At 70.4% G+C, this 25,717-nt stretch carries 20 protein-coding genes; 17 read left to right on the plus strand and 3 right to left on the minus strand.

Translation table 11 applies throughout. The features are described from left to right. Positions 1 to 94: 94 nt before the first annotated feature. The 12 genes from JOD54_RS17350 (at position 95) to JOD54_RS17405 (ending at position 14,826) form a co-directional block, all read left to right on the plus strand. Positions 95 to 1,666: a S8 family serine peptidase gene (locus JOD54_RS17350; RefSeq protein ID WP_204451530.1), complete on the plus strand. Its 1,572-nt coding sequence runs from the start codon at positions 95 to 97 to the stop codon at positions 1,664 to 1,666. An 88-nt stretch (positions 1,667 to 1,754) separates the two neighbouring features. Next, positions 1,755 to 2,537: a tyrosine-protein phosphatase gene (locus JOD54_RS17355; protein ID WP_204451531.1), complete on the plus strand. Its 783-nt coding sequence runs from the start codon at positions 1,755 to 1,757 to the stop codon at positions 2,535 to 2,537. A 130-nt stretch (positions 2,538 to 2,667) separates the two neighbouring features. Continuing rightward, a complete protein-coding gene (locus tag JOD54_RS17360) occupies positions 2,668 to 3,312 on the plus strand; it encodes a biliverdin-producing heme oxygenase (RefSeq protein ID WP_204451532.1) in 645 nt (214 codons plus the stop codon). A 180-nt stretch (positions 3,313 to 3,492) separates the two neighbouring features. After that, positions 3,493 to 4,818, plus strand: coding sequence for a hypothetical protein (locus JOD54_RS17365; protein WP_204451533.1), 1,326 nt, complete (start codon positions 3,493 to 3,495; stop codon positions 4,816 to 4,818). A 74-nt stretch (positions 4,819 to 4,892) separates the two neighbouring features. Next, a complete protein-coding gene (locus JOD54_RS17370) occupies positions 4,893 to 5,879 on the plus strand; it encodes a WxL protein peptidoglycan domain-containing protein (RefSeq protein WP_204451534.1) in 987 nt (328 codons plus the stop codon). Continuing rightward, a complete protein-coding gene (locus tag JOD54_RS17375) occupies positions 5,879 to 6,940 on the plus strand; it encodes a heme/hemin ABC transporter substrate-binding protein (RefSeq protein ID WP_204451535.1) in 1,062 nt (353 codons plus the stop codon). Before JOD54_RS17370 ends, JOD54_RS17375 begins: the two co-directional genes overlap by 1 nt. Next, positions 6,937 to 7,980 (plus strand): FecCD family ABC transporter permease, encoded by a 1,044-nt coding sequence (locus tag JOD54_RS17380; protein WP_239573406.1) that lies wholly within the window; start codon positions 6,937 to 6,939, stop codon positions 7,978 to 7,980. Before JOD54_RS17375 ends, JOD54_RS17380 begins: the two co-directional genes overlap by 4 nt. A gap of 379 nt (positions 7,981 to 8,359) precedes the next feature. Continuing rightward, positions 8,360 to 9,148 carry a heme ABC transporter ATP-binding protein gene (locus tag JOD54_RS17385; protein ID WP_204451536.1) on the plus strand — a complete coding sequence of 263 codons (789 nt, stop codon included), beginning with the start codon at positions 8,360 to 8,362 and terminating at the stop codon, positions 9,146 to 9,148. Then, entirely contained in the window at positions 9,136 to 10,182 is a 1,047-nt protein-coding gene (locus tag JOD54_RS17390; protein ID WP_307860138.1) for a hypothetical protein, read from the plus strand. Before JOD54_RS17385 ends, JOD54_RS17390 begins: the two co-directional genes overlap by 13 nt. Next, the gene (locus JOD54_RS17395; protein WP_204451537.1) at positions 10,179 to 11,075 is read left to right on the plus strand and encodes an HtaA domain-containing protein; all 897 of its coding nucleotides are present in this window, start codon (positions 10,179 to 10,181) and stop codon (positions 11,073 to 11,075) included. Before JOD54_RS17390 ends, JOD54_RS17395 begins: the two co-directional genes overlap by 4 nt. Before the next feature lie 264 nt (positions 11,076 to 11,339). Beyond that, complete coding sequence (locus JOD54_RS17400) at positions 11,340 to 11,780, plus strand: hypothetical protein (protein ID WP_204451538.1); 441 nt, start codon at positions 11,340 to 11,342, stop codon at positions 11,778 to 11,780. Continuing rightward, complete coding sequence (locus JOD54_RS17405; protein WP_204451539.1) at positions 11,764 to 14,826, plus strand: M56 family metallopeptidase; 3,063 nt, start codon at positions 11,764 to 11,766, stop codon at positions 14,824 to 14,826. The genes JOD54_RS17400 and JOD54_RS17405 overlap by 17 nt, the downstream gene beginning before the upstream one ends. 10 nt (positions 14,827 to 14,836) lie before the next feature. Here JOD54_RS17405 and JOD54_RS17410 read toward each other — a convergent pair whose 3' ends face one another. Continuing rightward, a complete protein-coding gene (locus tag JOD54_RS17410; protein ID WP_239573407.1) occupies positions 14,837 to 15,613 on the minus strand; it encodes an SDR family NAD(P)-dependent oxidoreductase in 777 nt (258 codons plus the stop codon). Between the two features lie 106 nt (positions 15,614 to 15,719). Here JOD54_RS17410 and JOD54_RS17415 point away from each other — a divergent pair, with 106 nt between their 5' ends. From JOD54_RS17415 to JOD54_RS17430, 4 genes are all read left to right on the plus strand, one after another. Beyond that, positions 15,720 to 16,289, plus strand: coding sequence for a TetR/AcrR family transcriptional regulator (locus tag JOD54_RS17415; RefSeq protein WP_307860139.1), 570 nt, complete (start codon positions 15,720 to 15,722; stop codon positions 16,287 to 16,289). Positions 16,290 to 16,689: 400 nt separating this feature from the next. Beyond that, positions 16,690 to 18,549: a toll/interleukin-1 receptor domain-containing protein gene (locus tag JOD54_RS17420; RefSeq protein ID WP_204451541.1), complete on the plus strand. Its 1,860-nt coding sequence runs from the start codon at positions 16,690 to 16,692 to the stop codon at positions 18,547 to 18,549. A gap of 1 nt (position 18,550) precedes the next feature. After that, positions 18,551 to 21,349, plus strand: a complete 2,799-nt coding sequence (locus tag JOD54_RS17425; protein ID WP_204451542.1) for an ATP-binding protein — start codon at positions 18,551 to 18,553, stop codon at positions 21,347 to 21,349. A gap of 48 nt (positions 21,350 to 21,397) precedes the next feature. Beyond that, a complete protein-coding gene (locus tag JOD54_RS17430; RefSeq protein WP_204451543.1) occupies positions 21,398 to 22,873 on the plus strand; it encodes a radical SAM/SPASM domain-containing protein in 1,476 nt (491 codons plus the stop codon). Positions 22,874 to 22,882: 9 nt separating this feature from the next. Here JOD54_RS17430 and JOD54_RS17435 read toward each other — a convergent pair whose 3' ends face one another. Both JOD54_RS17435 and JOD54_RS17440 read right to left on the minus strand, forming a co-directional pair. Continuing rightward, entirely contained in the window at positions 22,883 to 23,437 is a 555-nt protein-coding gene (locus JOD54_RS17435; RefSeq protein ID WP_204451544.1) for a TIGR03086 family metal-binding protein, read from the minus strand. A 9-nt stretch (positions 23,438 to 23,446) separates the two neighbouring features. Then, positions 23,447 to 24,217: a MerR family transcriptional regulator gene (locus JOD54_RS17440; protein ID WP_204451545.1), complete on the minus strand. Its 771-nt coding sequence runs from the start codon at positions 24,215 to 24,217 to the stop codon at positions 23,447 to 23,449. A gap of 195 nt (positions 24,218 to 24,412) precedes the next feature. On the opposite strand from JOD54_RS17440, the gene JOD54_RS17445 reads away from it, so the two are divergent. Continuing rightward, the gene (locus JOD54_RS17445; protein WP_204451546.1) at positions 24,413 to 25,666 is read left to right on the plus strand and encodes a hypothetical protein; all 1,254 of its coding nucleotides are present in this window, start codon (positions 24,413 to 24,415) and stop codon (positions 25,664 to 25,666) included. Positions 25,667 to 25,717 lie beyond the last annotated feature (51 nt).

Consider the following 25,717-nt stretch of genomic DNA (forward strand, 5'->3'; position numbering starts at 1 on the left):
TCAGTTCTCCACCGGCCGGTCGGGCCGCATTGTGGTGTCGCGGCGGTGCGTCCCTTTCCCTGCCCCTTTTCACCGCGCGCGAAGGAGTTCACCAATGTTGAGTCGGAAAGCAGGCCTCGCCGCGCTCGCGGCTGGCGTCGTCTGCGCCGGGGTGGTCATCGCCATCCCGGCTGGTGCCGCACCCGCGGTCGGCACCGTCGTGCAGGCGAAGGAGCACTACACCGGTCAGTACATCGTCGCCCTGCGCGACGCGTCCGCCTCCGGCGCCGCGGTCGAGGCCAGTGCCCAGTCGCTGACCTCCAAGTACGGCGGCACGGTCGCCTCGCTCTACAAGGTCACCGCGCGCGGCTACTCGGTGCACGGCATGACCGAAGACCAGGCCAAGCGGTTGGCCGCCGACCCGGCCGTGCGCACCGTCTACCAGGACGGCAAGATGCGCGGCTCCGACGTGCAGACCAACCCGACGTGGGGTCTGGACCGGGTCGACCAGAAGGACACCACCCTCGACCGCAAGTACGAGTACAACGCCACCGGCGAGGGCGTGACGGTCTACAGCGTCGACAGCGGCGTGCGGATCACCCACCAGGACTTCGAGGGCCGCGCCAAGTCCGGCTACGACTTCCTGGACAAGGACAACGACGCCTCCGACTGCAACGGGCACGGCACGCACACCTCGGGCACCGCGGTCAGCAAGACCTACGGCGTGGCCAAGAAGGCGAAGCTGGTCGCGCTGCGGGTGCTGGGCTGCGACAACAACGGCCCGGACTCGCTGCTGTCGGACGCGGTCGAGTGGATCACCGCGAACGGCACCAAGCCCGCCGTCGTCAACATCAGCATCGGCCAGTTCGAGACCGGCATCGGTGACGAGCAGATCCAGGCGTCCATCCGCGCGGGCTTCGTCTACGCGGTGGCCGCTGGCAACAACAACGCCGCCAGCGCGTGCAACTACAGCCCGGCCCGCGTCCCGGAGGCGATCACCGTCGCCTCCATCGACCAGGGCGACCGCCGGTCCAGCTTCTCCAACATCGGCAGCTGCGTGGACATCTTCGCGCCGGGTGCCAACATCACCTCGCTGTCCTACAGCAGCGACACCGGCACCGCGGGCAACTCCGGTACCTCCATGGCCACCCCGCACGTCGCGGGCGCGGCCGCGCTGTACCTGCAGGGCCACCCGAACGCCAGCCCCGCTGACGTCGCCAACGCGCTGATCTCGATGTCCACCCCCAACAAGGTCACCGACGCGGGCAGCGGTTCGCCGAACAAGCTGCTCTACACCAAGGAGATCACCGCCACCCCCGGCCCCGGCCCGGACCCGACCTGCGCCAAGCAGACCAACGGCGACGACGTGGCCGTGCCGGACGCCGGTGCCGCCGCCACCAGCTCCATCGCCGTCAGCGGCTGCACCGGCAACGCCTCCAGCACCGCCTCGGTCGAGGTCGCCATCGCCCACCCCTACCGCGGTGACCTCGCCGTCGAGCTCATCGCCCCCGACGGCACCGCCTACCGCCTCAAGGAGGCCTCCGCGGGTGACCCCGCCGCCGACGTCCGCGCGACCTACACCGTCAACCTCTCCAGCGAGGCCAAGAACGGAACCTGGCGCCTGAGCGTCCGCGACATCTACCGCTTCGACAGCGGCACCATCGACACCTGGTCCCTCACCGTCTGACCCACCAGGTAGCCGCACGGCGGGCCTCACCCATTTCCGCGGGTGAGGCCCGCCGCTGGCGTTTCGTGAGGGCGATACCCTGACGTGCATGGCGGAAGGTGTTGGGGGAGTGGGGACTCAGGGGTCCGTGCCCGAGCGGCACATCCGGTTCGAGCGGCTCCGGAACTTCCGCGACCTGGGCGGCTACCCCACCGCGGACGGTGGAACCGTGCGCTGGCAGGCGGTCTACCGGGCCGACACGTTGGGGAAGTTGCGCGGTGCGGACTGGAGCCGGTTCCTCGAGCTGGGGATCCGCTCCGTCGTCGACCTGCGCTATCCCTGGGAGGTCGAGCGCGACGGGGCGGTGCCTGAGGTTGAGCGGTTCGACTACGTCAACCTCAGCATCGAGCACCGCCCCTACGACCAAGCCGCCACGGATCCGGACATCGACCCCTGGCGGTTCCTGGCCGATCGCGCCGCGGAGGTCGTTGAGGACGGGGCCGGGGAGATCCGGCTGGCCATCGAGCACATCGCGGACGCGCGGGGGCCGGTGGTGGTGCACTGCACGTCGGGCAAGGATCGGACTGGGCTTGTCGCCGCGTTCCTGTTGACGTTGCTCGGTGTTGACCGCGCTCAGGTCCTCGACGACTTCGCGCTCACCGAGCTCGCCTCCGCGCACCTGCTCGCCGACTGGCAGGCCGCGTACCCCGACAAGACCATGCGCTGGCCCTTCTACGGTCGGGCCCCCGCGACGGTCATGGACCACGTCCTCACCGACCTGGCCGACCGCTACGGGTCCGTGCACGGCTACTTGGCCGACCGGGTGGGCATCAGCGACGCGACGGTCGCTCGACTACGGAAACGGTTGATCGTGCAACCAAAAGTCACGTAGAGTCGCGTCTAACGGCGGCAGATCCCGCTGTTGTGCACGCTCCGTGTTCGAATGTCCGGAAAATCGCGCTGGTCTCACTTCGCACCCTGGCCTAAATTAGGTTAGGCAACCCTTAGCGAAATGGTGGACTATGACTGCGGTGGACGAGGGTTTCGCGGCTCGGCTGCGGACCGGGACCCGGGACGAGCACGAGCGGGCCGAGCGATCCGCGTTCGTCGAGGCCCTGCTGGGCGGCGCGCTCGAACGCGCAGCATATGCCGGACTGCTGGCCCAGAGCTACCTCTTCTACGCCGTCCTCGAGGACGCGACCGAGGCCTGGCGCGGCGACCCGGTGATCGGCGGGTTCGTCATCGACGGCTTGGCCAGGCGCGAGGCGCTGGAGCGGGACCTGGCGTACCTGGTCGGGGCGCGCTGGCGCGAGGAACTCCACCCGCTGCCCGCCACGCGGTCCTATGTGGACCGGCTCAACGAGGTGTGCTTCACCGACCGCGGCGCTTTCGTCGCGCACCACTACACCCGCTACCTCGGCGACCTCTCGGGCGGGCAGGTCATCCGCCGCCGCATGCAGGAGACCTACGGGCTCACCGACGACGGCGTTCGGTTCTACGTGTTCGACCAGGTCGCCAAGCCCAAGCCGTTCCGGGACCACTACCGATCGCTGCTCGACGGCGCGCCTTGGCAGGCGGGGGAGCGCGACGCGTTGGTGCAGGAGGCCAATGTGGCCTTCCGGCTCAACCGCGCCGTCTTCGACGATCTGGCCACTGTGTACTGCTGAGAACTGTTCCAAGGCAAGGGGTCCGTCTGACGGACCCCTGTTCAGGGCTGTCCGCAGTTCCTCTGTGGACAGTGTGTCGGCCGTCGCTCTTGTCAAGCGTCGAACCTCGTAGTTAGGCTAGCCTTACCTAATTACGACCGAGCTCGGGGTCCGCGCGGTCCGACGCAGGAGGAAACGCACATGGCAAGACCACTCGCGGCCAAGGCGGTCGCCGTGGGGGCGGCGGCGGTTCTCGCCGCCACCGTCCTCGGCGCCACCCCGGCCGCAGCGGCGACCGCGACCGTCACCGACGCCACCTTCGTCTGGGGCCTGAGCGGCTACGCCCAGATCGGCGTCTTCGGACCGTGGAACATCAAGGACCTGACCGGCAACGCCGCGCTGCTCGCGGGTTCGGTCTCCGGCGGTTCCCAGACCCAGTACAGCGTCGCGCCGGTTCCGGCGACCTCGATGCCGGTCTCGTCCCCGCAGAAGACGCCCAACGCGGTCAAGTTCACCGCGGGCACCGGCACGGTCGACCCGGCCACCGGCGCGGGCCAGTTGTCCTTCACCGGCAGCTACACCGTCAACGCCTACCCGGCGCAGTTCAACGCCCCCAACGAGATCTACAAGAACCCGGTCGTCACCGTGGCCGCCAACGGTTCCGGCTCGTTGTCGGTGGAGTTCAGCCTCGGCGCGGGCGTCGACGTCTCCGGCAACCCCACCCCCGCGCAGGACTTCGGGCGGCTGACGCTGCTCACCTACGACGCCGGGTCGCTCAGCGGCCTGTCCGCCACCGGTTTCCGGGTCACCCCGGACTACCAGGGCGTGCAGGTCGACATCACCGGCGGCACCGCGCAGACCCGCACCTGCGAGTCCGGCACCGGTTGGTGGGGCTCGTGGTCGCCGACCTTCGTCAACACCGTGCCCGCCTCGGTCCGCCCGCACTTCTACTCCACCGGCTGCGGCGGCAACCAGGACTACAAGCCCGCGCTGCCCTTCGACATCGGCTACACCGTCGCGAGCACCCCGGACCCGCAGCCCTCGGCCACCGAGCAGGACGTGCGGGTGACCGTGCCCGCCGTCGTCGAGCCCGGCGAGTTCGTCTGGACCATCGACGGCACCAACGGCCTGGTCAACCTGGGCACCGCCACCGCGGCCGGTGACCACTACCTGGCCACCGGGTCGATCAACCCGGTCCGGGTGACCGACACCCGCGCGGGCGCCCCGGCGTGGTCGGTGTCCGCGCAGGTCAGCGACTTCACCGCGGGGGCGACCTCGTTCGACGGCAAGTACCTCGGCTGGGCCCCCAAGGCCACCGAGAACTCCGGCGGCGCGGTCGCCGGTGCCACCGTGGCCTCCGGTTTCGATGGTGGTCCCGGCCTCAAGCAGCCCGCGACGCTCGGTAGCGCGGCGCTCGACCACGCCTCCGGCTCGGTGCTGCTCGGTGCCGACCTGACGCTGAAGGTCCCGGCGAGCGTGGGTTCGGGGACCTACGACGCCACCCTCACCCTCACCGCCCTGAGCTGATCCCCCAGGTCGTGGGCGCCGCCGCCGCGAGGTGGCGCCCACGACCGCCCCTTCCCCGGACTGGAATCCCCACCATGAACCGCGTCCTCGCCGCCATCACCGCGGCGGTGCTGCTCGTCCTGGGTGTCCCCGCCACCGCCGCGGCGCAGAACGTCACCTGGGGTGTGCGCCCCGCCGACTCGACCCTCGGGCAGAACCGGCCCAACTTCGCCTACTCCGTCGCGCCCGGCGCGGAGTTGACCGACGCGCTCCTGGTGAGCAACCACGAGCAGCGCGCGCTGACCTTCGCCGTGTACGCCGCCGACGCCTTCACGACCTCCTCGGGTCAGCTCGACCTCAAGCCCGCGGGCGAGACCTCGACCGATGCGGGTTCCTGGGTGCGCTTCGACGCCCCGACCATCACCGTCCAAGCTGGACAGACCGCGTCGGTTCCCTTCACCGTCAGCGTTCCCGCGACCGCGACCCCCGGCGACCACAGCGGCGGCGTGGTCACCTCGCTGCGCGTCGAGTCCGGGTCCGGCGTCACCGTCGACCGCCGCCTCGGCGCCCGCATGCACTTGCGCGTGGCCGGGACCCTCACGCCGAAGGTCGAGGTCCAAGACCTGAAGGTGGAGTACGACGGAACGCCCAACCCCGTCGGCAAGGGCACGACCACCGTCACCTACACCGTGGCCAATACCGGCAACACCCGCTTAGCCGCGACCCACGGGGTCCGGGTCTCAGGCCTGTTCGGGTGGTTCGCCACTGACGCCGCTGTCACGCCGCTACCGGAGTTGTTGCCAGGGGAACGGGTTACCCGGGTGCTCAGCGTCGGGTCGTTACCCGCGGGCCGCGTGACGGCCGATGTGACGGTGACACCTTCGGTGCCCGGTGGCGCGCAACTCCCGCCAGTGGTCGGAACCGCTGGTGCGCTGGCGCTTCCATGGGCCGCCGCCGTGTGCTTGTTGCTCGTCATCTGCCTGCTGCTGGCGTTGCGAGCTCGCGGGAAGTCCCGAGCTGCGGGGGAGCAGCAGCGCATCAAGGCCGCTGTCGCCGCGGCGTTGCAGGAGCGTGAGGCCTGATGCGGGCAGTTCTCCTCGTCGCGCTGCTGGTGCTCACCGGGTGTTCGGTCCCACCCGGTCACGGGAGTTCCGGGCCGACCAAGGCAGGCGACCGTCCGCCGCTGTCGGCGTTGACGCCGGTGGCCGATCCCCGCACGCACTCGGGCCCGACTACGGCCTTGGTCGCGCAGGACGACGTCGTCCCCGTCGACAAGCCAACCCCGCGGTTGCCGGTGACGCTCAAGGACTTCCAGGACACGCAGGTCACCGTCACCGACGTCAGCCGCATCCTCGCGCTCGACGTCTCCGGCACTCTAGCGGCGACCGTTTTCGGACTCGGGCTGGGAGATCGCGTCGTCGGGCGGGACATCTCGACGGGTTTCCCCGCCGCGCAACACCTCCCGCTGGTCACGGTCAACGGGCACCAGCTCAACGCCGAGGCGATCTTGCGCCTGCGGCCCACGGTCGTGCTGACCGACACGACGCTCGGCCCGTGGGACGCCGTGCTGCAACTGCGGGACGCGGGTGTGCCCGTGGTCGTCCTGGATCCCAAGCGGGCCATGGAGACCAACACCCCGATCGTGCACGCGGTGGCCAAGGCGCTCGGCGTCCCCGCGGCCGGTGAGCTGTTGGGTCGCCGCATGGAGGCCGAGATCGCCGACACGATCGCGCAGATCAAGCGGCTCGCTCCGGCTGAGGAAGCCCGCAAGCCGCGCGTGGTGTTCCTCTACATGCGTGGGCAAGCAGGCGTGTACTACCTGTTCGGCAAGGGATCCGGCGCTGACTCGCTGATCCAGGCGCTCGGCGCGGTCGACGTGGCGACCGAGTCCGGGATCGAGGGCATGCGCCCGATCAACCCTGAGGCCCTGGCCAAGTCGAAACCCGATGTCATCCTGATGATGACCAACGGTCTGCAGTCGGTCGGCGGTGTCGAGGGCGCACTCGCGGTGCCCGGTGTCGCGCAAACCCCAGCGGCGCAACGCAGGCGGTTCGTCGATATGGCCGACTCGGTGGTGCTCGGCTTCGGCCCGAGGACAGCGGCCGTCCTCGACGGCCTCGCCCGAGCCCTGTACGCGCCATGACCGCGGTCGCCCCTGCGCGGTCCCGCAGGCACACGAGGGTGGTGGCCCTGTTCGCGGTCCTCGTGGTCGCGCTGGTCGTGGTGTCTCTGGTGTCCGCGGGCGCCGGGCAGTACGGGCTCCCGGTGTCGGACGTGCTGCGCGCGGTGTTCGGCCAACCGCTGGCGGATCCGTTCGCCGAGGGCGCGCTGTGGGCGGTGCGCTTCCCCCGGGTTGTGATGTCGCTGCTGGTCGGCGCGGTGCTCGGGGTGTGCGGCGCGTTGATGCAGGGCACCTTCGGCAACCCCCTCGCCGAACCGGGCGTGGTCGGGGTGTCCTCCGGTGCGGCGGTCGGCGCCTGTCTGTCCATTGTGTTCGGTTGGACGTTCCTGGGCGCGTTCACCACCCCCGGCGCCGCGTTCGTCGCCGGACTCATCACCACCTTCGCCGTCTATGCGTTGTCACGCTCAAGCGGCCGCACCGGCACGGTCTCGATGATCCTCACCGGCGTCGCGGTCAACGCCGTGGCCGGTGCGATCGTGGCGTTGCTGATGTTCATCGGCGACCAGGCCGCGCGTGAGCAGATCGTGTTCTGGCAGCTGGGATCCGTAGCAGGCGCCCGATGGGCCTACGTCTGGGTCGCGGCCCCACTTGTCCTGGTCACCGCGATCGCCGCCCTCTCCGTAGCCCGCCGTCTGGACCTGCTGGCCCTCGGCGACCGACAAGCGCGCCACCTGGGCATAGACGTCGAACGCCTACGCCTGGTAGTGATCTGCGCCGTAGCCGTTGGCGTCTCAGCCGCGGTGTCCTACGCGGGCATCATCTCCTTCGTCGGCCTGGTCGTCCCCCACCTGATCCGTATGGTCGTAGGACCAGGCCACCGAGTGCTGGTACCCGCCAGCCTCCTCGGGGGTGCGGTGCTGCTGGCCGCCGCTGATCTGCTGGCGCGGACGGTGGTCGCGTACGCGGACCTGCCGATCGGCATGGTGACGGCCCTGATCGGTGGGCCGTTCTTCTTCTGGCTGCTGCGCCGCAACCGGACCAAGGCGGGTGGTTGGCTGTGATCACCGCCGATGGTGCCGCCGGGTGGCTTGATGGGATGTGGTTGGAATCGACGGCGGGCGACGTGGTGCCTGCCTCGTTGGTTGCGAACCTGCTGCTTCGTGGGGTGTCCGGCGAGTCGCCAGGGTCGGCTCCTGTGCCGGTTGGCGCGGGGGTGGGCTTCTTGTGGTGCCGGTGTCGGGCCAGGGCCGTACCCGTCGCCGATGAGGCCACCGTGCAGCCGGGCGGAGTGGCTGCGCTCGCTCGCCCTTTCAGCGGCAGAGCGCCCGTGGTTGCCTGCCCTGTTAAGTACAGCGTGTCCGCTCAGCTGCTGGCGGCCGTTCCTGCGCCAGCCAGCGCCTCCGCGCGGCGCGTATCCGGGACGAAGGCGGGTGGCTGGCTGTGATCACCGCTGAGGATGTCTCGGTGCGGCTTGGCGGGGCCTTGTTGGTCGACGGGGTCTCGTTGGAGTTGCGGGCCGGGGAGGTGTTGGTGCTCGTCGGGCCGAACGGGGCGGGGAAGTCGACCCTGTTGGCGGCGTTGGCCGGGGACTTGCCGCTGGCGGGTGGGCGGGCGTTGCTCGACGGTGCGCCGGTTGCGCAGTGGCGGGCGGTGGCGGCCGCGCGGCGGCGAGCTGTTCTGCCCCAGCACAATCCGGTGTCGTTCCCGTTCGATGTCCAGGCCGTGGTCGAGATGGGCCGGGCTCCTTGGCGCAACACCGAGGCTGAGGACGAGGATGAGATCGCGGTTGCCGCCGCCCTGCGTGACACCGGGGTCGAGCACCTGGTCGATCGCGCGTATCCCACGCTCTCAGGCGGCGAACAGGCCCGTGTCGCGCTGGCCCGTGTGCTGGCCCAACGCACGCCTGCTCTGCTACTCGACGAACCGACCGCCGCGTTGGACGTGCGGCACCAGGAAATGGTGCTGTCCCTGGCCCACCGGCACGCGCGCGGTGGTGGCGGAGTTCTCGTCGTCCTGCACGACCTCGGCCTCGCCGCCGCGCACGCCGATCGTGTCGCGGTGCTCGACAGCGGCAAGCTCGTCGCGATCGGCCCGCCCGCCGAAGTGTGCACCGCTGATCTGCTCAGTGCCGTCTACCGGCATCCCGTTGAGGTCTTCCCGCACCCGCGCACGGGCGTTCCCGTCGTGCTGCCCGTGCGTGGCCGAGAGGAGGAAGAGTGTCTTTCGTAGCCAGGGTCGCGGCCGCCGCGGTTCTCGCCATGGGTGTGCTGTCACCGGGTACGGCCGCCGCGGCGGCTCGGGTGAGCCTTTCAGTGTCCACAGCGGACCCGGACTACGCGACGCCCGTCGAGGTCCGCGGAACCGGTTTCCAGTCCGTCGCCAAGGCTCACGGCGGGATCTATGTCCTCTTTGGATGGGTCGCCGACGGGTCGTGGCAGCCGAGCAAGGGTGGCTCAGCCGGGACCACCTATCGCTACGTCCAGGACAGCGAAGCCAAGGACAACAACGGGTACCAGCGGTTCGTGTCCTTCCCGGGAAGCGACACCGCCAGCAGCGCCAACGGTGGTGTGGTGGCCGCCGACGGGTCGTGGAGCGCGCGGATGGTGATCCCCGGCGCGCGGTTCAAAGCCGTCGACCGCACGGGCAATACCACAGAGGTCGACTGCACCAAGGTGACCTGCGGCATCATCACGATCGGCGCCCACGGAGTCGTCAACCCGACGAACGAGACCTTCACGCCGGTCCGGTTCGCCGCCCCCACCGGCGGGCAGCCGACCGCGACCCAGCCCGGTCCCACAACCGCGGTGCCGACCGGCAACCCCGCTCCACCCACAGCCGCCCCGTTGCCCGTGCGCGCGGCCACGGTGTCCGCGGCGTCCGGCGTGGTGGCCGCTGGGGGTTCCGTTTCCGTTACGGGGTCAGGGTTCTCGGCGGACGAGCAGGTGAACGTGGTGCTGCGCTCGGACCCGCTGTTCCTGGCCCCGGCGAAAGCCGACGCCGCCGGAGCGGTCTCCTACAGCGCGGTCATCCCGGCGGACGTGCCCGCAGGCGCCCACACGCTGGAGTTCACCGGCTCGAAGTCGGGCGCGGTCGGATCTGTCCCGTTGACGGTGTCCGCGGCTGCTCCCGTCGCGGCTCCGGTCCAGCCCGCGGCTTCGGAATCGGGGACCGGGTGGTGGCCCGCCGCTGTCGGCGCTGCCGCGGTTCTGCTGGTTGTTGTTGTGGTCGCGTTGCTGCGTAAGCGAAAGAAGGTCAAGTCGTGAGCATCCCCGTAGTCGCGGGACTGATCCTGCTGGCGGTTCAAGGCCCCACCACCACAACTCCACCGACCACAACGGTAACCACCACCACGACTGCTCCCGGTTGCGATCTGACACCGGCGAACGCACGACAGGGCGACCTGGTCTGGGGCTTCAAGAAGAGCTTCCGCCAGTACGTCGGCGTCGGCCTGGCCGGGGCCACCGGGAACTCCATCACCGCCACCGGCGGCGCCACGATCACCGCGCTCGACGAGGTAGTCCGCGACGGGATCCCGAACCCGGCGGGCATCGCCACCGGCGCCTACCGCTTCACCTTCGACTCAGCCGACTACACCAGCCCGACCCAGTTCACCGCCCGCTACCGCGGAACCGTGACTTTCGCCTACCCCACCCACTTCTTCACCCTCCTCCTGTCCGACCCCTGGGTGACAACAGCCAACGGCACCACCACCCTGCACGCCGACATCGAGCTCAAAGCGACCCCAGGCGCCCCCACCCAACCCACCACCCTCCCCGACGTCGCCCTAGCCCGCGTCACCCCACCCACCACAACCCCCGTCAACGGCCTCCTGACCTGGCCCGCAGCCCCAGCCACCCTCACCAGCTCCGAGGCATTCGCAGGCTTCTACCAAGCAGGCGCCGACCTGGACCCCCTAACCCTCACCCTCGCCGCCGACTGCGCCACACCCCCAACCACCCCACCCACCGCTAACCCGGTCGTCCCCCCAGCGGCCACCACGGCCGAGAACCTCATCCCCACAGCCCGCTTCCGCCCCACCCCAGCCCTGGCCGCAACCGGAGTGGCGACCGAACACACCCTGTGGGCAGGCGTAGTCCTCTTCCTGACAGGCCTAGCACTCGTACTGGCCGCCTACCGCCCCAGACGGTTCCACTAGAGCTCACCAAACCCGGGTTCGCACTGCTCACCCACAGCGGTGACATCGAGCGGGTGCGCCTGCGGCACGACGAGAGCTCCACACAGGACCACCGTGGGGGTTCCCCGAACAGTGGATCTTCTACGGTGATCGTCAACGGTGGGAACCGTTCGCCCGCACGCGGTGTAGAGCCCCAGTGGTGTGGTACGAGGATCACCGGTTCGGTGGATGACGTGGGTCCGCGCCTGCCACACAATTTCGGGATTCTCGAAGGGGGGCGACCGGGTGGGCCGGGACCAGGGGTACGACGAGTTCGTGGTGGGGATCGGGCGGGCGGTGGTGGCCGAGCTCGCGCCCGAGGAGTCGGCGGTAGTCGACCTCGTCGGCCGGGAGTTCCTGCGCGATCCTGGCAGGTTGTTGGCCGGCGGTGGCGGTCGCGCCCCGGTACTCGGTTCGGGGATCGGGACCGTCGTGTCGATGGTGGCGCCCGTGGCGCTGGCCGTGGGGGCCTCGGTCTACCAGCACCTGGTGGGCAAGGCGGGGGAGTCGCTGGCCAAGGGGACCGTCGCGCTGGTGCGCAAGGTCTTCCGCAAGCAGGAGGACGCCGCCGCCGAGGTGCGGCGGGTTGTGGTCGCGCGGGCGCTGGAGTTGGGGCGGTCGGCGGACGAGGCGGAGCGCATCGCTGACGTGGTGATCGCCGAGTTGGGCCGTGACGACGACGCCTGAGCGGGTCCCGGCCGGGACGACGTTCCGGTTCCTCACGCTGGTGGGCCTCGCGGTCGCGATCACCGCCTACGTCGCGGACAACCTCACCGCGTTCACCGTCGCCAACCAGGGCGTGGCGAGGCTGCGCTGCCAGGTGACCAGCGACCTCTACGTGAACGCGATGATCGTGATCGAGCCCGACGAGGCCAAGTGGCGCGTCTACAACGACTGCCTCTACCGGCTGCGCGGCACCCAACTGCTCTGGGTCGGCGGCTTCCTCCTGCTGCTGGCCCTGGTGACCTGGCTGTTCTACGTGGCCCAACCCCGCTGGCGGATCCGCCGCGGCAGGCTGGTGCCGCTGCGCGAGGTGCCCGCCCTGTGGGAGCGGCTGGAGCCGACCCTCACCGAACTGACCCGCAAGGCCGGGTTGAGCACTCTGCCCGAGTTCCGGCTCGACGCGCGCAGCACCCGGGCCGGTGGCCTCGCCTTCGGCACCCACCGCAGGCCCATCGTCGCCCTCGACGTCGGCCTGGTGTTGCTGCACGACCGCGACCGGCCCGCCTTCGAGGCCGTCGTGCTGCACGAACTGGCCCACCTGCGGCACCGGGACGTGCCGATCACCTACGGCACGATCGCGGTCTGGCGTGCGGTCCTGCTGGTCGCCGTCCTGCCCTTCATCGTCAACCTGCTGGCCGGGGTGACCCTGACCGCGGCGACCTGGCCGTACCTGGTGTGGTTCCCGGTGCTGATCGCCCTGGCCTACGTGGCGCGGCTGTCGGTGCTGCGCGCCCGCGAACACCACGCCGACGTGCTGGTCGCGCAGTGGACCGGGTCGACGGACCCGTTCCAGACCCTGCCGGAGCTGTCCAGCCCCCGCTTCGGCAACCACCCCAGCCGCGCGGCGCGGGCCGCGGTCACCGCCAACCCCGCGCTGCTGCTGCGCCCGGGGTGGCGGCCGTTCTTCCTCAGTGGCCTCATGTGGCAGGTCCTCGTCAACACCGTGACCATGGGTGCGGGGATGCTGTGGTTGCGCTCGGAGTCTTCCGGTCCCGCGGTGCTGCGGTGGGCGTGGTCCCTTGGCGTGGCCGTCTTCGTGTGCGTGGCCGCTTGGCGCGGCGCGGAGTACGTACGCCAGGGTGGGAACCGCCGACGGGCGTTCCTCGAACCCGGCCTCGGTCTCGGCGCCGGACTGGCGTTGGGCGTCCTGGTCGTCCCCAGCACTCTGCACGACCCCCTTGCTTCACAGACCTCGCTGCTGTCGCTGGTCCTGCGGTTGGTGGGCGTGGCCGTCGCCGTCCTGGTGTGCGGGTGGGCCGGGTGGTGCGCGCTCCAGTTGGGTGACCGCGCCCGAGGTGTGCGTGGCGCCGCGGTGGCCGCCGCCGTCCTGGTCGTGTGCTGGAGCTGCCTCGGCTGGTTGCCCACGGCACACGGGTACGAGTTGGTGTGGGACTCGCAACTTGGTCCCGCCGTGGCACGGCTGGGTGACCTCGCGGGCGGCGGGTTCAGCGGGGCGGTGCTCCAAGGTGCCTTCCTCACGTTCATCGGCAACACCGACCCGGTAGCGAGCACCATCGCGCTGGCACTCGTGTGGTTGGTGCCCGCGCTGCTGGTCCGACCGCCCCGAGCCGCGTTCCTCGTGGGGGCCGCGGGATCGGTCGCCGCGGCGTTGGCGGTCGCGGTCGTGGCTTGGCCGGCAACGAGCACCCCCGAGGGCGAACTGGCGGGCACGGCACTGCAATTGCTGCTGGTCGCGGTTGTCCAGCTGGGTACGGCCCTGGTGGCGCGCCGCGCAGGGGTCACGGCGGCGTTGATCGCGGCGTGGCTGACCGCGCTGGCAGGGGCTACGGCGATCTGGGTCGCGCACGGTGCTGTTGGCGGGGTCGACGCGATCCTGGCCCGGCGGCCGACGCAGGTGTTGCTGTTCACCGCGACGGCGGCCGCGGTGCTGGCGGCCCTGGTCGGGCGTCGTGCCATCGAGTCCCGTTCGGTGCCGAGGTGGGCGCTGGCTCCCGTGGCGGCCGCGAGCGCGGTCGCCTTGGTGTACCACCCCTTCGCCGTGCCGCCCTCCGTGGCGCTGATGCCGCCGCAACCGACGGTCGGGGTGATCGATCCCGTCGCCGCGGTGGAGATCTGGACGCAGGCGGGCGGGATCGCGCTGCTCGTCGACGTGTCACTGGCGCAGAACGAGGCTGTTCAGGCCATGGTCGACCCCGCCGTCGACCGCGGCGCACAAGTGGCGCGGTGCCGGAACCTGCAGGCCCGCGTCGGTGTGGCCCGCGAGTTCCCCGGGCCACCGGAACCGGTCGCCCGGGGCCACTGGAACCGGAACCTGGACGCGGTCCAGCGCGGCGCGGACGAGTGCGTCCGCCTGTTCTCGGCCCCCGAAGGCGATCCGAGCCCGGTCACGATCGCCTTCGAGGAGGCCATCACCGAGGGCACCGCGTTGCTGCGGCTGTTGCCCTTCGGCAATGGGGCGATCGCACACCAGGGGGGAAACCCGCCGTCCACCACCACGACAACGACCACCACGACGGTTGTACCGACGACCACCACCCCGCCGCCCCCGGTTGAGCTGGGTCCGTCTCTTCTGACCCTCGCCGACCTGCCCGCGGGCACGAAGGAGAACCCGCCCTCGACCGGCGGCGGGGGCTCCTCGGACATCAGGCTCGAACCAGCCGAGTGCGGCACCACGATCGGTCCCGCGGCGGAGAACCAGGTCGAACGCGGCTTCACCCTCCGGGACGGGGCCACGGTCAGGCACACCGTCTACCGGTACACCGGCGACGCCGCCGCGGTGCTGCGGGAGGTCGAGGCCAACTACACGCGGTGCCACAAGTACCGCGTCATCTCCGGGACGATCGTCCAGAACGTCACCACCGACATCGTCGGCGGCGCACCGTGGATCGCCGACGTGACCTACAAGGGGCCCTACCTGACGTTGCGCAACCGGCAGGTGTGGGTCCTCAAAGGATCGGTGCTCACCTGCATCTCCTACATGAGCAAGGGCAAGGTCAACGTGTCCCTTGTGGACGAACTCGCCGCGAAGGTGGTGGCCAAGCTCGCGTGACCCGGGCGCGTCAGGCGGAGAGCACGCCGCGGGACACGCGCTCGGCGATCGCGGCGACCATCTTGCGGGGCCGACGCGGTGACAGGTGCGCGTTGGCGGCGTTGACCAGGCCGGGCACGAGGTAGCCGCGGTCGCGGTCCAGCGCGCGCAACGTGGCGGCGACAACGGCTTCGGCGGACATGAACTTCCCGCCGATCGCAGCTTTGCGCCCGACCTCCACCGTGTCGAAGAACTTCGTCTCGGTGGGGCCGGGGCACACGCACAGCACCGTTGCGCGGCCCTTGAGCTCCGCGCGCAACGCGAGGCTGAAGTTGAGCACGAACGTCTTGCCCGCCCCATAGGTCGCGAAGTACGGCGTGGGCTGCAGGGCTGCGGTCGAGGCGACGGTGATGACCGCGCCCTTGTCCGCCAGCACCTGCGGGATCAACGCCCTGGTCAGGGCCACGAGGCTGACCACGTTGACCATCAACTGGTCCCGGTCGCGGCCGTCGGCGATCTCTTCGAACCGGCCCGCCGTGCCGAACCCGGCGTTGTTGACCAGGGTGTGCACCGAGATGCCCTTCGCGGCGAGTCGGTCGACGATCGAGGGCACGGCCTCGGGGGCGCTGAGGTCCTGGGCGATCACCTCGGCCCGCACGCGGTAGGTCTCGCGCAGGCGCCGCGCGAGCTCCTCCAGCCGTTGTTCGCTGCGCGCCACCAGCACGACGTCGTACCCGCGCGCGGCGAACCGCTCGGCGAACTCGGCGCCCAACCCGGCGGACGCCCCGGTGACCAGTGCGGTGCTCATGGGTCTGTCTCCTCCTGCTCGAACTATCTGCACCATATGTGTAGCAGATAGGCGGGTAAATGCACCAGCTCTGTCGCAGATAGTGGTCCCGGGGTACCGTACGGCCGTGGCCACCCAGGAGCGCCCCCTGCGCGCCGACGCCGAACGCAGCATCCGCACCATCCTCGAGGCGGCGGAGAAGGTCCTGGCGGTCAACCCGACCGCGTCCCTCGAGCAGATCGCCGAGACCGCGGGCGTGGCTCGCACGACGATCCACCGCCGCTTCGCCAACCGCCAAGCCCTCGTCGACGCCATGGTCCGCAACGTCCTCGACCAGCTCGACGCCGTCATCGAGTCCGCGCACCCCGAGACCGCGCCGCCGTTGGTCGCCCTGCACCAGGTCACCGCGGAGGTGCTGCGGGTGAAGCTGGGCTGGCCCTTCGCCATGACCGAGTCCTTTGCCCCCGGTTCGAAATGGGCCCAGGGCCAACACCTCCTGGTGACCCGCTGCCTGGCCCTGCTCGCCCGAGCCCAATCCGCGGGCCTGCTGGCCGCGGACGCCGACCTCCCCTGGACCTGCCAGGTCTACTACGCCCTCATCGGCGAAGCCGCCCACAACACCACCGCCACCGACCCCCACGAACTCGCGACCAAGGTCATTGACACCCTCCTGCACGGCGCGGGCCCACGCTCCTGACTTCCGTGACGGGACTGGTCTAGTTTTCGTCAACAGTGGGCGTAGATTCCCGAGGGCGTGGATAGACGGCCAACTCCATGGACCGCGGAATGGCGGTTTCCGCAACGCGGCGTAGTTTTCCGGTCCATGTTGTGGATGATGGACCGCACATCGGAAATGAGGGTTGTGCAGCTTTCCGGCAACCGGCGAAATCTCGCCACCGGAACCACCTGTGCGGGTGAAATTCCGCCCTGAAGTGGGTCTGCCTTGCGCCTTTCTCTCCTATTTGCTGTCCTTGGCAACGTGGCGCGGATGTCCACAACTTGGCCAGTGGTTCTCCGTAACGGGTACCCGGGTGGCGCGATCTTGTGAAGGCGAGCGGGCGCACTCGACGTCGCTTACCCGAGGAGGTGGACCGGGGATGACCAGAATATTCCTCAGCTACTCCTCCGCTGATGTCGAAATCGCCCGCAGGGTCGCCGGGGTGTTGCGCGAGCGCGGTGCCGATGTCTACTTCACCTCACCCGAGCAGCGGGGCGGCCAGTCCGAGGCGGCCATCGAGCGCGAGGTCGAACTGGCGGACGCGTTCGTGATGCTGATGTCGCCTTCCGCCCAGGACTCGCCGCGCTGCCGGGCGGAGTTCCAGATGGCGACCGACCGCCACCTCAAGGAGGACCGCGCCCTGCTCTACGTCTACAAGGTCGCCGAGGACGGCGAGCGGGGGTGGGGGCGGCTGTGGGACCAGATAGACCTCCTTCCCCCGGTTTCCCAGGACAAGTTGGTCGGCGCACTCGGTGTGGTCCCCATCGATGGAGACACCGTGCCCGCTACCGCACCACCCCGAGAGGAACCCTTCCGCAACCGCCGCGACGAGCTCAACCTCGTCGCGGACGCGATGAGAACATCGGGCGGACAGGACTTCTGGGTCGTCACCGCGCCGCCGAAACTGGGCAAGACGTGGTTCCTCACCAAGGTGCGAGCGAGGTTGGCCGAGAAGCGGAAGGTGGCCGCCGCGGTGGTCGACCTGCGCGAGCAGTCGCTGGACCTGCGACGGGACGCCAAGGGACTGCTGTGCGCGCTGCTGGACACCGAGGCAGACGCGAACCGCTCGGACGAGCAGTTGGTCGGCGACATCGTGAAGTCCCTCGCCAAGCGGGAGCGCCACCACGTGGCGATGCTCGACAGCGCGGAACTGCTGCACCGCTCGACCGTGGACTCCCTGCGCATCCTGACCAGCCGGGTGTTCGACAAGGTGAACAGCGGGGCGCGCAACCCGGACGTCCGGCTGTCCCTGATCGTCGCGAGCCGTCGAGCCGACGAGTGGTCCGGCCTGGATTGCCAGGGCGAATCGGTGCACCACTTCCGGGCCCTGCACCTGAGCCAGTTCGACGACCACGTGGTCCGCGACATGCTCAACGACATCACCGAGGCGACATCGGTCCGCTTCGACGGCGACATCCTGCACCAGTGGACCGATGGGTTGCAGCAGTTGAGCGTCGGGTTGCCCGCACTCCTGGTCCGGTCCGTGGCGTGGGCGCGCCACGAGCAGTTCTACGACCACGGCGAGTGCTACACCCCGGACGTGTTCGACAACGTGGTCCAGCCCTACGTCACGAGCGAGCTGCTCTCGATGCAGACCCTGCTCGAACCCGGCGACAAGATCGCCGAGCGCTACCGGGTCGTGCTCAAGGCCCTCGACCTGATCTCGGTCTACCGGATGGTCACCACCTCCCACCTCAAGCACCACCTCGACGACGACGTCGAGTTCGGCGCCGCGCTCGCCGAGGCGGCGTGGGCGGTCGAGGACCTGTGGGAGGCCATCGGCAAGACCGCCCTGGTCACGGGGGTCTCCGAGTTGTGGCACTCGCTGTTCCCCCCGTTCCGGGCGTTGCTGTGCAAGCACTTCCACCGCGATGACGAGCGCAGGCGGGTCGTGCACTCCAGCGCCCGCAAGCTCTACGAGGGCTTGGCCGCCAACGGCGTCAACGGCAGCGACCGGGTGCGGGTGTTCCTCGAACTGATCTGGCACGAGGCGATGCTGCTCCAGTGCACCGACGCGCGGGGGTTGGCCGCCAAGCTGCCTGACGCGGCGGCCGCCCTGACCAAGCGGGTCATCCGGCCGGACACCTTCGGACCGGCCTTCGGGCCAGCCGAGTTCCGTGCGTCGGTCCGCAAGCAGCTCAGCGCGGACCGCGAGTTCGCCGCGCTGACCAAACCGCACAACGGGCTGCTCAACGCGGTGCTGACCAGTGTGTGCCAGAACATCGAGGGAGGCACCTGAGATGTCCACGCCCGAGTCCGACTACGTGCCGCGCGCCGCCGAGCAGCGGTTGCTCGCCGAGATCGATCAGGTGCGCGAGAGCGGGGACAGCAAGGTGGTCCTGCTCTACGGGCCGGGCGGTGTCGGCAAGACCAGGATGCTGCGCTCGCTCGCCGACCGGGCACGTGCGGACTCGGGCACCACCTGGCTGGAGCCGCTCGACGTCGACGACTCCGAGTACTGGGCGCTGGAGAACGTGCAGCGGCGGGTGGCCGAGGCGCTCGACCCCGACCGGGTGCACTTCGACGACTTCCTGACCTACCTCACCAGCGCGCAGGCGTTACCGCGCGCCGGGGAGACCGCCTCCGGCGTGCAGACCCGGATCCGGGCGCGGTTCCGGCGCTGCTACGGGCGGTTCCTCCGGCGCACCGGCGCCACGGTCGTCATCCCGCTCGACACCGTGGAGGTCATCCGCGACTCGTACCTGCTCACCACCCTGGTGGCCTGGATGGCGGAGCTCCCGGCCACGGTGTTCGTGCTCTCCGGCAGGCCGCCCGACGGCGATGACGCCATCGCCGACCAGGTGCGGACCCTGACCACCACCGTGCTGGAACTGGGCGGCTTCAGCGAGGTCGAGGGGCACCGGTTCCTCGACGGCAACGAGATCGGTCGCCGCTTGCCGCCGGAGCTGGTGACAGCGCTCGTGGCGTTGACCGACGGCCACCCGCTGTGGCTCGAGCTCGCCGTCGACTACCTGCGCGGCAACAGCCTACCGCCGGAGATGCCGAAGCCGCCGTACGACGGGCTGCAGCGCGAGGCGTTCCGCCGCATGCTGATCGCCCCGTTCCGGGGCACGGGCTTCTGGGCCGAGGCGATCAAGCGGCTTGCGGTCGTGCGCCACAGCGTGGACCAGGGGATCTGGCGATCGCTCATGGCCAACCGGGAGCTGCCCGCTGACGCGCCGGAGTGGCCTCTCGCCTGGGCAGCGCTGCGCGCCCGGCCCTGGATCCGGTTGCGCGCCAACGGCCAGGAAGTGACGCTGCACGACGCCTTGGCCGAAGAGCTCATCCGCAGGTTGATCCCGTTGCACGACCACGACGCCTCCTGGCGCACCGCCCTGTGGCGAACCGCGGCAGCGGCGTTCGCCGCCAAGGAGAACGAGTACGAAGACGTCGTCCCGACCATCGACGCGACGCTGGTCTACGACGACCAGGACGAGCGGGGCAGCGTCAAGACCCAGCAGTTGGCCAAGCTCGACGTCCGCAAACGGCAGCTCGACCGGATGCGCGCCGCCCGGCTGCACTACGTGCTCCTGTCGGACTTCGAACTCGGGGCCGAACAGGTCGCCGCCGAGTTCCGCACCGCTGCCACGCGCGACGACCTGCGCTTCATGCAACTGGTGCACCACGAGATCCGCCGGTTCCTGCCCGCGGGCGACCAGCGACCCGCCTTCGACGCCATCGGCGTGGTCGTCGAGAAGTTCCGCGAATGGCTCACCGGCAAGCCGCAGCGGTGGCTCGACATCGTGCTGAACGTGGCGCGGTACCTGGTGCAGACCTCGCAGGCCAAGCCTGCCGTCGCCCTGCTCGGCGGCCTACCCCCGGTGCGCGAACCGGAACGGGCATACGAGGTGGCCAGGGAGCAGGGCAACGCGTTCATGCGGCTGCCCGGAGGGATGATCGACGCCGATCGGTACTTCAGGGAGGCGTTGGAACACGCGCAGTCCTGCGATGCCCCGCGCCGGGAGCGCTTGACCGCCCAGGCCCGCAAGGAGTTGGGGTTCTTCGCCCGCAACGTCGGCCGCTGGGGCGATGCCGACGAGCACTACGGGCACGCGTCCGCGGCCATCGCGCGGGTCGGTGCCACCTCTGACGTGCGCGGCGAACATGCCTCCATCTCGACGAACTGGGCCTATCTGAAAGCCTTGCGCGGCAACTACACCGAGGCCACGCACTTGGTGGACGAGGCGCTGCGGTTGCGCCGCGATCTCGGCAATCCGTTGGGCATCGCGATCTCGCACAGCACCGCGGGGGAGGTGTGCCGCTACGACCAGCGTTTCGACGACGCCTGGAACCACTACCTGCAGGCGGAGTTGCTGCTGGCGGGGATGGGCAACCAACCGTGGCTCGGGCAGATCTACCAGGAGCAGGCGATCTGCCTGTTGCAGGCCAGCCGCGAGGGGACCGACCTCGAGGAGCAACCGCTCGACCGGGCCAAGGAGCTGATCGACCGGGCGCTCGACATCTGCCGCGAGCACGCCATCCGGTGGTACCCGTCCGCACTCAACCGGGCGGGGCGCATCCACTACGCCGATGACGCCGACCGCGGGCTGCTGTACCTGCGCGAAGCGATCGAGAAGGCCGAGTTGGTCGCGGACGGGTGGTTCCAGTCGGCCAGCCTCATCGAGTTCCTCGAGCTCAACTACGCCACCTGGGAGGCCACCGGGAACCAGTCCTACCGCGACACCATCGCCGACTGGAAGCCCAAGGTCTTCAGCACGATGGAGCAGTTCGAGTTCGCCGACCTACGACCCCGCTGGGAGCTGATCAACGCTCACCTCGCGGTGCACGACGCGGTGCGGGCGGGCAGTGCGGACGGGCTGGACCCGGTCGCCCGCACCTACGGTCGGGCGCTGCTCGCGCTCGCCCACAACCGGGTCGGTTCGCACGGGGCCGCGGCACTCGACAGCGAGTTCACCCGGTTCGGCAAGCTGTACGTGCGGCTGGGCGCCCCGGTGCGCGGTAGGTGGTACGAGCTGCTGCGCGCTCACTGGGCCGCGGACGCGCCCCCGCTGGTGGAGCGGCTCGACCGGTTGCGTTGACCCGAACCCGAGATGGCCGCGAAGCCCGCGCCGTGAAAGGCTCCTGTGATGACGTCGACGGACCGGCGCGTGGTCGTGCTGTCCACAAGGGATATCCCCGGCGACCGTGAGCACGTGGTGCACAACTGCGAGGACTGCGCCTGCCCGGTCAGCGGCGAACGCGCCGCGCGCGAGCTGCCCGAGCTGCCCGCCGCTCCTCTCTTGCGCGCGCGTGAGGTTGTCGAGGTGCCGCTGGAACCCGGGTACTTCGCGTTGTTCAGCCCGCACGGGGGCGGTGGTGTCGTGGTGGTCGACACGGCGGGGCGCGAGCTGCTCGAGACCTTCGCCGAGCCGACGCCCGCCTCGTCCGTCGTCGCGGGCTCTCCTTCGCTCGAACAGGCGATCCGCACCCTGGTCGGGTTCGACGTGCTGCACCCGGTCGGCAGGCCGCCCGCACCGGTGTTCGAGCCGAGCACGGAGCTGACCGCGTGGCTGCACGTGACCAACAAGTGCAACCTGCGCTGCCCGTACTGCTACGTCCACAAGTCCGAAGAAGCCATGGACGACGACGTCGCCAAGGACTCGGTCGACGCGCTGGTCGCCTCCGCCAAGCGGCACGGTTTCCGGTCACTGCGGTTGAAGTACGCCGGTGGTGAGGCGAGCATGAACGCCGCCGTCCTGCTGCACCTGCACGACCACGCGACGGCGCTGTGCCGCGATGCCGGGCTGGGGTTGTCCGCGGTGCTGCTCAGCAACGGGGTCGCGCTCAACGGCGCGCTCGTGTCGGCTTTGCGCACCCGCGACATCCGGGTGATGATCTCGCTGGACGGCCTGGGCGAGACCCACGACGCGCAGCGCCCCACCGTGGGCGGGAAACCGTCGTCAGCCCTGGTCCTGCGCACCATTGACCGGCTGCTCGACGCGGGCATCTCTCCCCACCTGTCCATCACGGTCACCAACCGCAACGTCGACGGGATCGCGGACGTCGTGCGCATGGCGGTGCGCCGCGACCTCACCTTCAGCATCAACTTCTTCCGCGACAACGACTGCGCGGCCTCCTTCGACGACCTCCAGTACGCCGAACAGGCCATGGTCGAGGGGCTGGACCGCACCTTCGCGGTCATCGAGGAAGTGCTGCCCCGGCGCAGCGTCCTGGGGTCGGTGCTCGACCGCGGGCAGTTGGTCGCGCCGCGCAGGCGGGCCTGCGGTGTGGGCGACGACTACGTGGTGATCGACCAGAGCGGCGGGATCGCCCAGTGCCACATGGAGATCACGCGGGTCGTGGGGAACGTGCGGACCGACGACCCGGTGTCGGCGATCAGGTCGGGCCAGGGGGTGCGCAACCTGCTCGCCGACACCAAGACCGGCTGCCGCGACTGCAGCTGGCGGAACTGGTGCTCCAGCGGCTGCGCCGCGGCCACGTTCCGCGCGACGGGCCGGTGGGACGTCCAGTCGCCCAACTGCGGGATCTACCGCGCGATCTACCCGCGGGCGGTCCGGCTGGAGGGCCTGCGGATCCTCCGGTACGCGCGGCGCTCGGCCTAGCCCTGGAAGTCAGGGGCGGCGACCGGAGAGGTCGAGGAGGCGGTCTTGGAGGGACGCGGACTCGTCCAGGTCGCCGCTGGGGCCGGTGCCGAACATGCCGAGGGTGCCGATGACCGGGGCGAGTGCCCGCATGTTCTCCCAGGTCTGCTCAACAAGTGCCGGGTCGAGCTTGTCGTCGACGTCCAGGGCTCTGGCGAGGTCCCAGGCGTGCACGAGGTACTCGGCGATGCGGAAGTCGACGGCTTGGCGGGCGGGGACCGGGCCTAGGGGGTGGGGGACGATGCGGTCCAGTGCTTCGGGGACGGCTGCCCGGTCCAACGCCTCGGCTGACGCGGTGAACACGGCCAGCGGGTCGTCGTCCCCGATCCAGTCGGCGCCCAGCGCTTCGACGGCGGTGTCCGCGGTGCCGCCGGTGAGCAGGGCGGTGGTCATCCGGTCACCGCCGATGACGTGGTTGACCAGGTCGCGGACAGCCCACACCGGGCATGGCGTGGGCGCCGCGAGCGCGTGGGGCGTGAGGTGGACAAGTCGACGTCGGAACTCGTCGCGGGCGGTGTGCAGCACGGTGTCTCCTCAGTTGGGGGTGCGGGTGAGCGGCCAGAAAACCTCGGTCCGCCGCGCGCCGGGCTCCAGCGAGGCGTCGAAGTAGGCCTCGCGCAGCGGCCCCGCCGCCCCGAGCCCCAGCTCCGCGACGTGGGCCCCGAGCGCCCCGTACGTCTCGTCCAGGTCCTCGTACCGCCCCTGGTGCACCGCGACGGCGAGCGTGGCCCCGGGGACGACCAGGGTGGGGGTCAGCGTGCTGACCGGCCGGAACACGGTGACCTCCCCCTCGCCGTCGGCGAACAGCTCCTCGGGGAACAACGCCCCCATCGGCCCGCTCCCGTCGTCGGGCAGGGCCAGGTACGCCTGCTGGCAGAACCGCCTGACCTCGGTGCGGTCCACGAACCGGGTGATCCCCACCGCGGGCTGGTCGGCCACCACCCGGTACCGCACCACGGCCGCCACCGCCTGCTGCGCGAGCAGCCGCCGCAACCCCGCGATGGCCACCCGGGTCCGGTCGAGCTCACCCTCCAGGTGGTCCAGGTGGGCCAGCAGCACCCGATCCCGGTCCGCGGGGTCCTCCGCCGCCAACAACGCCTTGACCTCGGCCAGCGGCATGTCCAACTCCCGCAACCGGCGGATCATCCGCGCCGCCCGCACCTGCCCCGGGTCGTAGGTCCGCAACCCCGTGCGGGGGTCGACGTGCCGGGGTTCGAGCAACCCCAACCGGTGGTAGTGCCGCAGGGCCTTCACGGTCAGGTGCGTCATCTTGGCGAACTCGCCAATCGGAATGGTGCCGGGCATGGGGTGAGCATCCACGCTCCCCCAGGGGGAGCCGCAACCCCCTCCCCGTGCTCTGCGCCGTCCACAACGAACCCCGTACCGCAGTTCCATCGTGTACCCGCCCGCCGCCCGCGGATGCCGTGGGTCTGGGGTCGGCGCTGCACCCGGTGGTCTCCGACATCCAGGGCTAGTCGCGCGGGCCGGGAGTGGTGCCTTGTGAGCAAAGGGAAATCCGCACGCGATTCTTGGCGGCTGGACGAAACGCGGCGGTTGTCGGAGGAGTTGCTGGACCGGGCGGTGGGCGGTGGTCCGATGTCCTGGCGCGACTGGGACGAGCTGACCTGGTCCATCGCCTCGGTGCCTGGACTCGCGCTGGCGCCGTCGCGGCTGTGGAACCAGGTGGCGCAGCGGCTGCTGGTGGAGTCGCACATCGCCGACGGGGTGCCGTGGATGGTGCGGGCGGAGGCCTACCACCGGTTGATCACCCACCCGGTGGGCGGGCGGCGGGCGATCGCGGTCGCCGCCGAGTCCGCCGCGGACCGGGGTGCGCAGAGCATGATCGGCATGCTCGCCGCGTTCTCCGCCACCGCTGACCCGATGGCGACCACGACCGTCCTGCGGCACATCACCGACCCGGTGACCGAGCGGACCTTCTACGGCGCGCTGCTCACCGCTGTCAAGGTGCTCGACCACGGCCACCTCGACCCCGCGATGGCCAGGGCGGTGCTGCCCACCCTGGTCGACCTGATCTCCGATGGCGGCGAGCTGGCCCTGCTCGCCGCGAGCCTGCTGCGGCGGCTGCCCGCCGAAGCCAGGGGCGGGCTGTCGGCGCGGCTGTTGCGGGAGGTCGCCTGCCTGGTCGAGGTGCCTGCCCGGCCGCAGCTGCCGGACTCGGTGGTAGCGGAATTGGCGGGTGTCGCGGGCGCGCTGGCGGACCCGCTGCTACCCGTGTGGGTCACCGAGATGACCCGCCACCCGGTCTTCGACATCCGCCTGCTGGCGACCTTCCACATCTACGCGAGCCCGCTGCGGATCCCGCTGGCCAGGGCCCTCGCCGCCGACCTCGAGTGCCTACTGCGCGCACGCGCGTCCGGCACCCGGGTGCACCGCCTGTTCCAGATCCTGCGCAAACTGGGCGGCCCCGAGCAGCGGCGCATGGTCGAACGCCTGCTGACCCACCCCGAACTACCCGCGACCGTCCTGGACTCCGCCGCCTACTCCCTGGGCCACCTCGGCGGCCACACCCCAGCGAACTGGTTCCGGCAGGCGGTCCGCCACCACCTCGCCCACACCCGCGAACCCGCCCACATCAGCGTGCTCGACCGACTCGTCTACGCGATGGGCATGTCCGGCCACGACGCGGTGCTCACCGAACTGCTGTCGGTACCCGACCTCCCGAACCCGGTGCGCACAGCGGCCCGGTGGTGGCTTGAGCTGCCCACCCACATCCGGGAGAGCGCCCGCACCTGACCCGCGCCCGCATCTGTCCTGGATCTGTCTGGCTCCCGCTGTTCCCCCGCC

It is taken from the genome of Actinokineospora baliensis (assembly GCF_016907695.1).
Classification (GTDB): domain Bacteria; phylum Actinomycetota; class Actinomycetes; order Mycobacteriales; family Pseudonocardiaceae; genus Actinokineospora; species Actinokineospora baliensis.

Bases quoted from the DNA above. Each gene is read 5' to 3' on its own strand.
- JOD54_RS17350 (WP_204451530.1), top strand. From the start codon at position 95: ATGTTGAGTCGGAAAGCAGGCCTCGCCGCGCTCGCGGCTGGCGTCGTC.
- JOD54_RS17355 (WP_204451531.1), top strand. From the start codon at position 1,755: ATGGCGGAAGGTGTTGGGGGAGTGGGGACTCAGGGGTCCGTGCCCGAG.
- JOD54_RS17360 (WP_204451532.1), top strand. From the start codon at position 2,668: ATGACTGCGGTGGACGAGGGTTTCGCGGCTCGGCTGCGGACCGGGACC.
- JOD54_RS17365 (WP_204451533.1), top strand. From the start codon at position 3,493: ATGGCAAGACCACTCGCGGCCAAGGCGGTCGCCGTGGGGGCGGCGGCG.
- JOD54_RS17370 (WP_204451534.1), top strand. From the start codon at position 4,893: ATGAACCGCGTCCTCGCCGCCATCACCGCGGCGGTGCTGCTCGTCCTG.
- JOD54_RS17375 (WP_204451535.1), top strand. From the start codon at position 5,879: ATGCGGGCAGTTCTCCTCGTCGCGCTGCTGGTGCTCACCGGGTGTTCG.
- JOD54_RS17380 (WP_239573406.1), top strand. From the start codon at position 6,937: ATGACCGCGGTCGCCCCTGCGCGGTCCCGCAGGCACACGAGGGTGGTG.
- JOD54_RS17410 (WP_239573407.1), bottom strand. From the start codon at position 15,613: ATGAGCACCGCACTGGTCACCGGGGCGTCCGCCGGGTTGGGCGCCGAG.
- JOD54_RS17420 (WP_204451541.1), top strand. From the start codon at position 16,690: ATGACCAGAATATTCCTCAGCTACTCCTCCGCTGATGTCGAAATCGCC.
- JOD54_RS17425 (WP_204451542.1), top strand. From the start codon at position 18,551: ATGTCCACGCCCGAGTCCGACTACGTGCCGCGCGCCGCCGAGCAGCGG.
- JOD54_RS17430 (WP_204451543.1), top strand. From the start codon at position 21,398: ATGACGTCGACGGACCGGCGCGTGGTCGTGCTGTCCACAAGGGATATC.
- JOD54_RS17440 (WP_204451545.1), bottom strand. From the start codon at position 24,217: ATGCCCGGCACCATTCCGATTGGCGAGTTCGCCAAGATGACGCACCTG.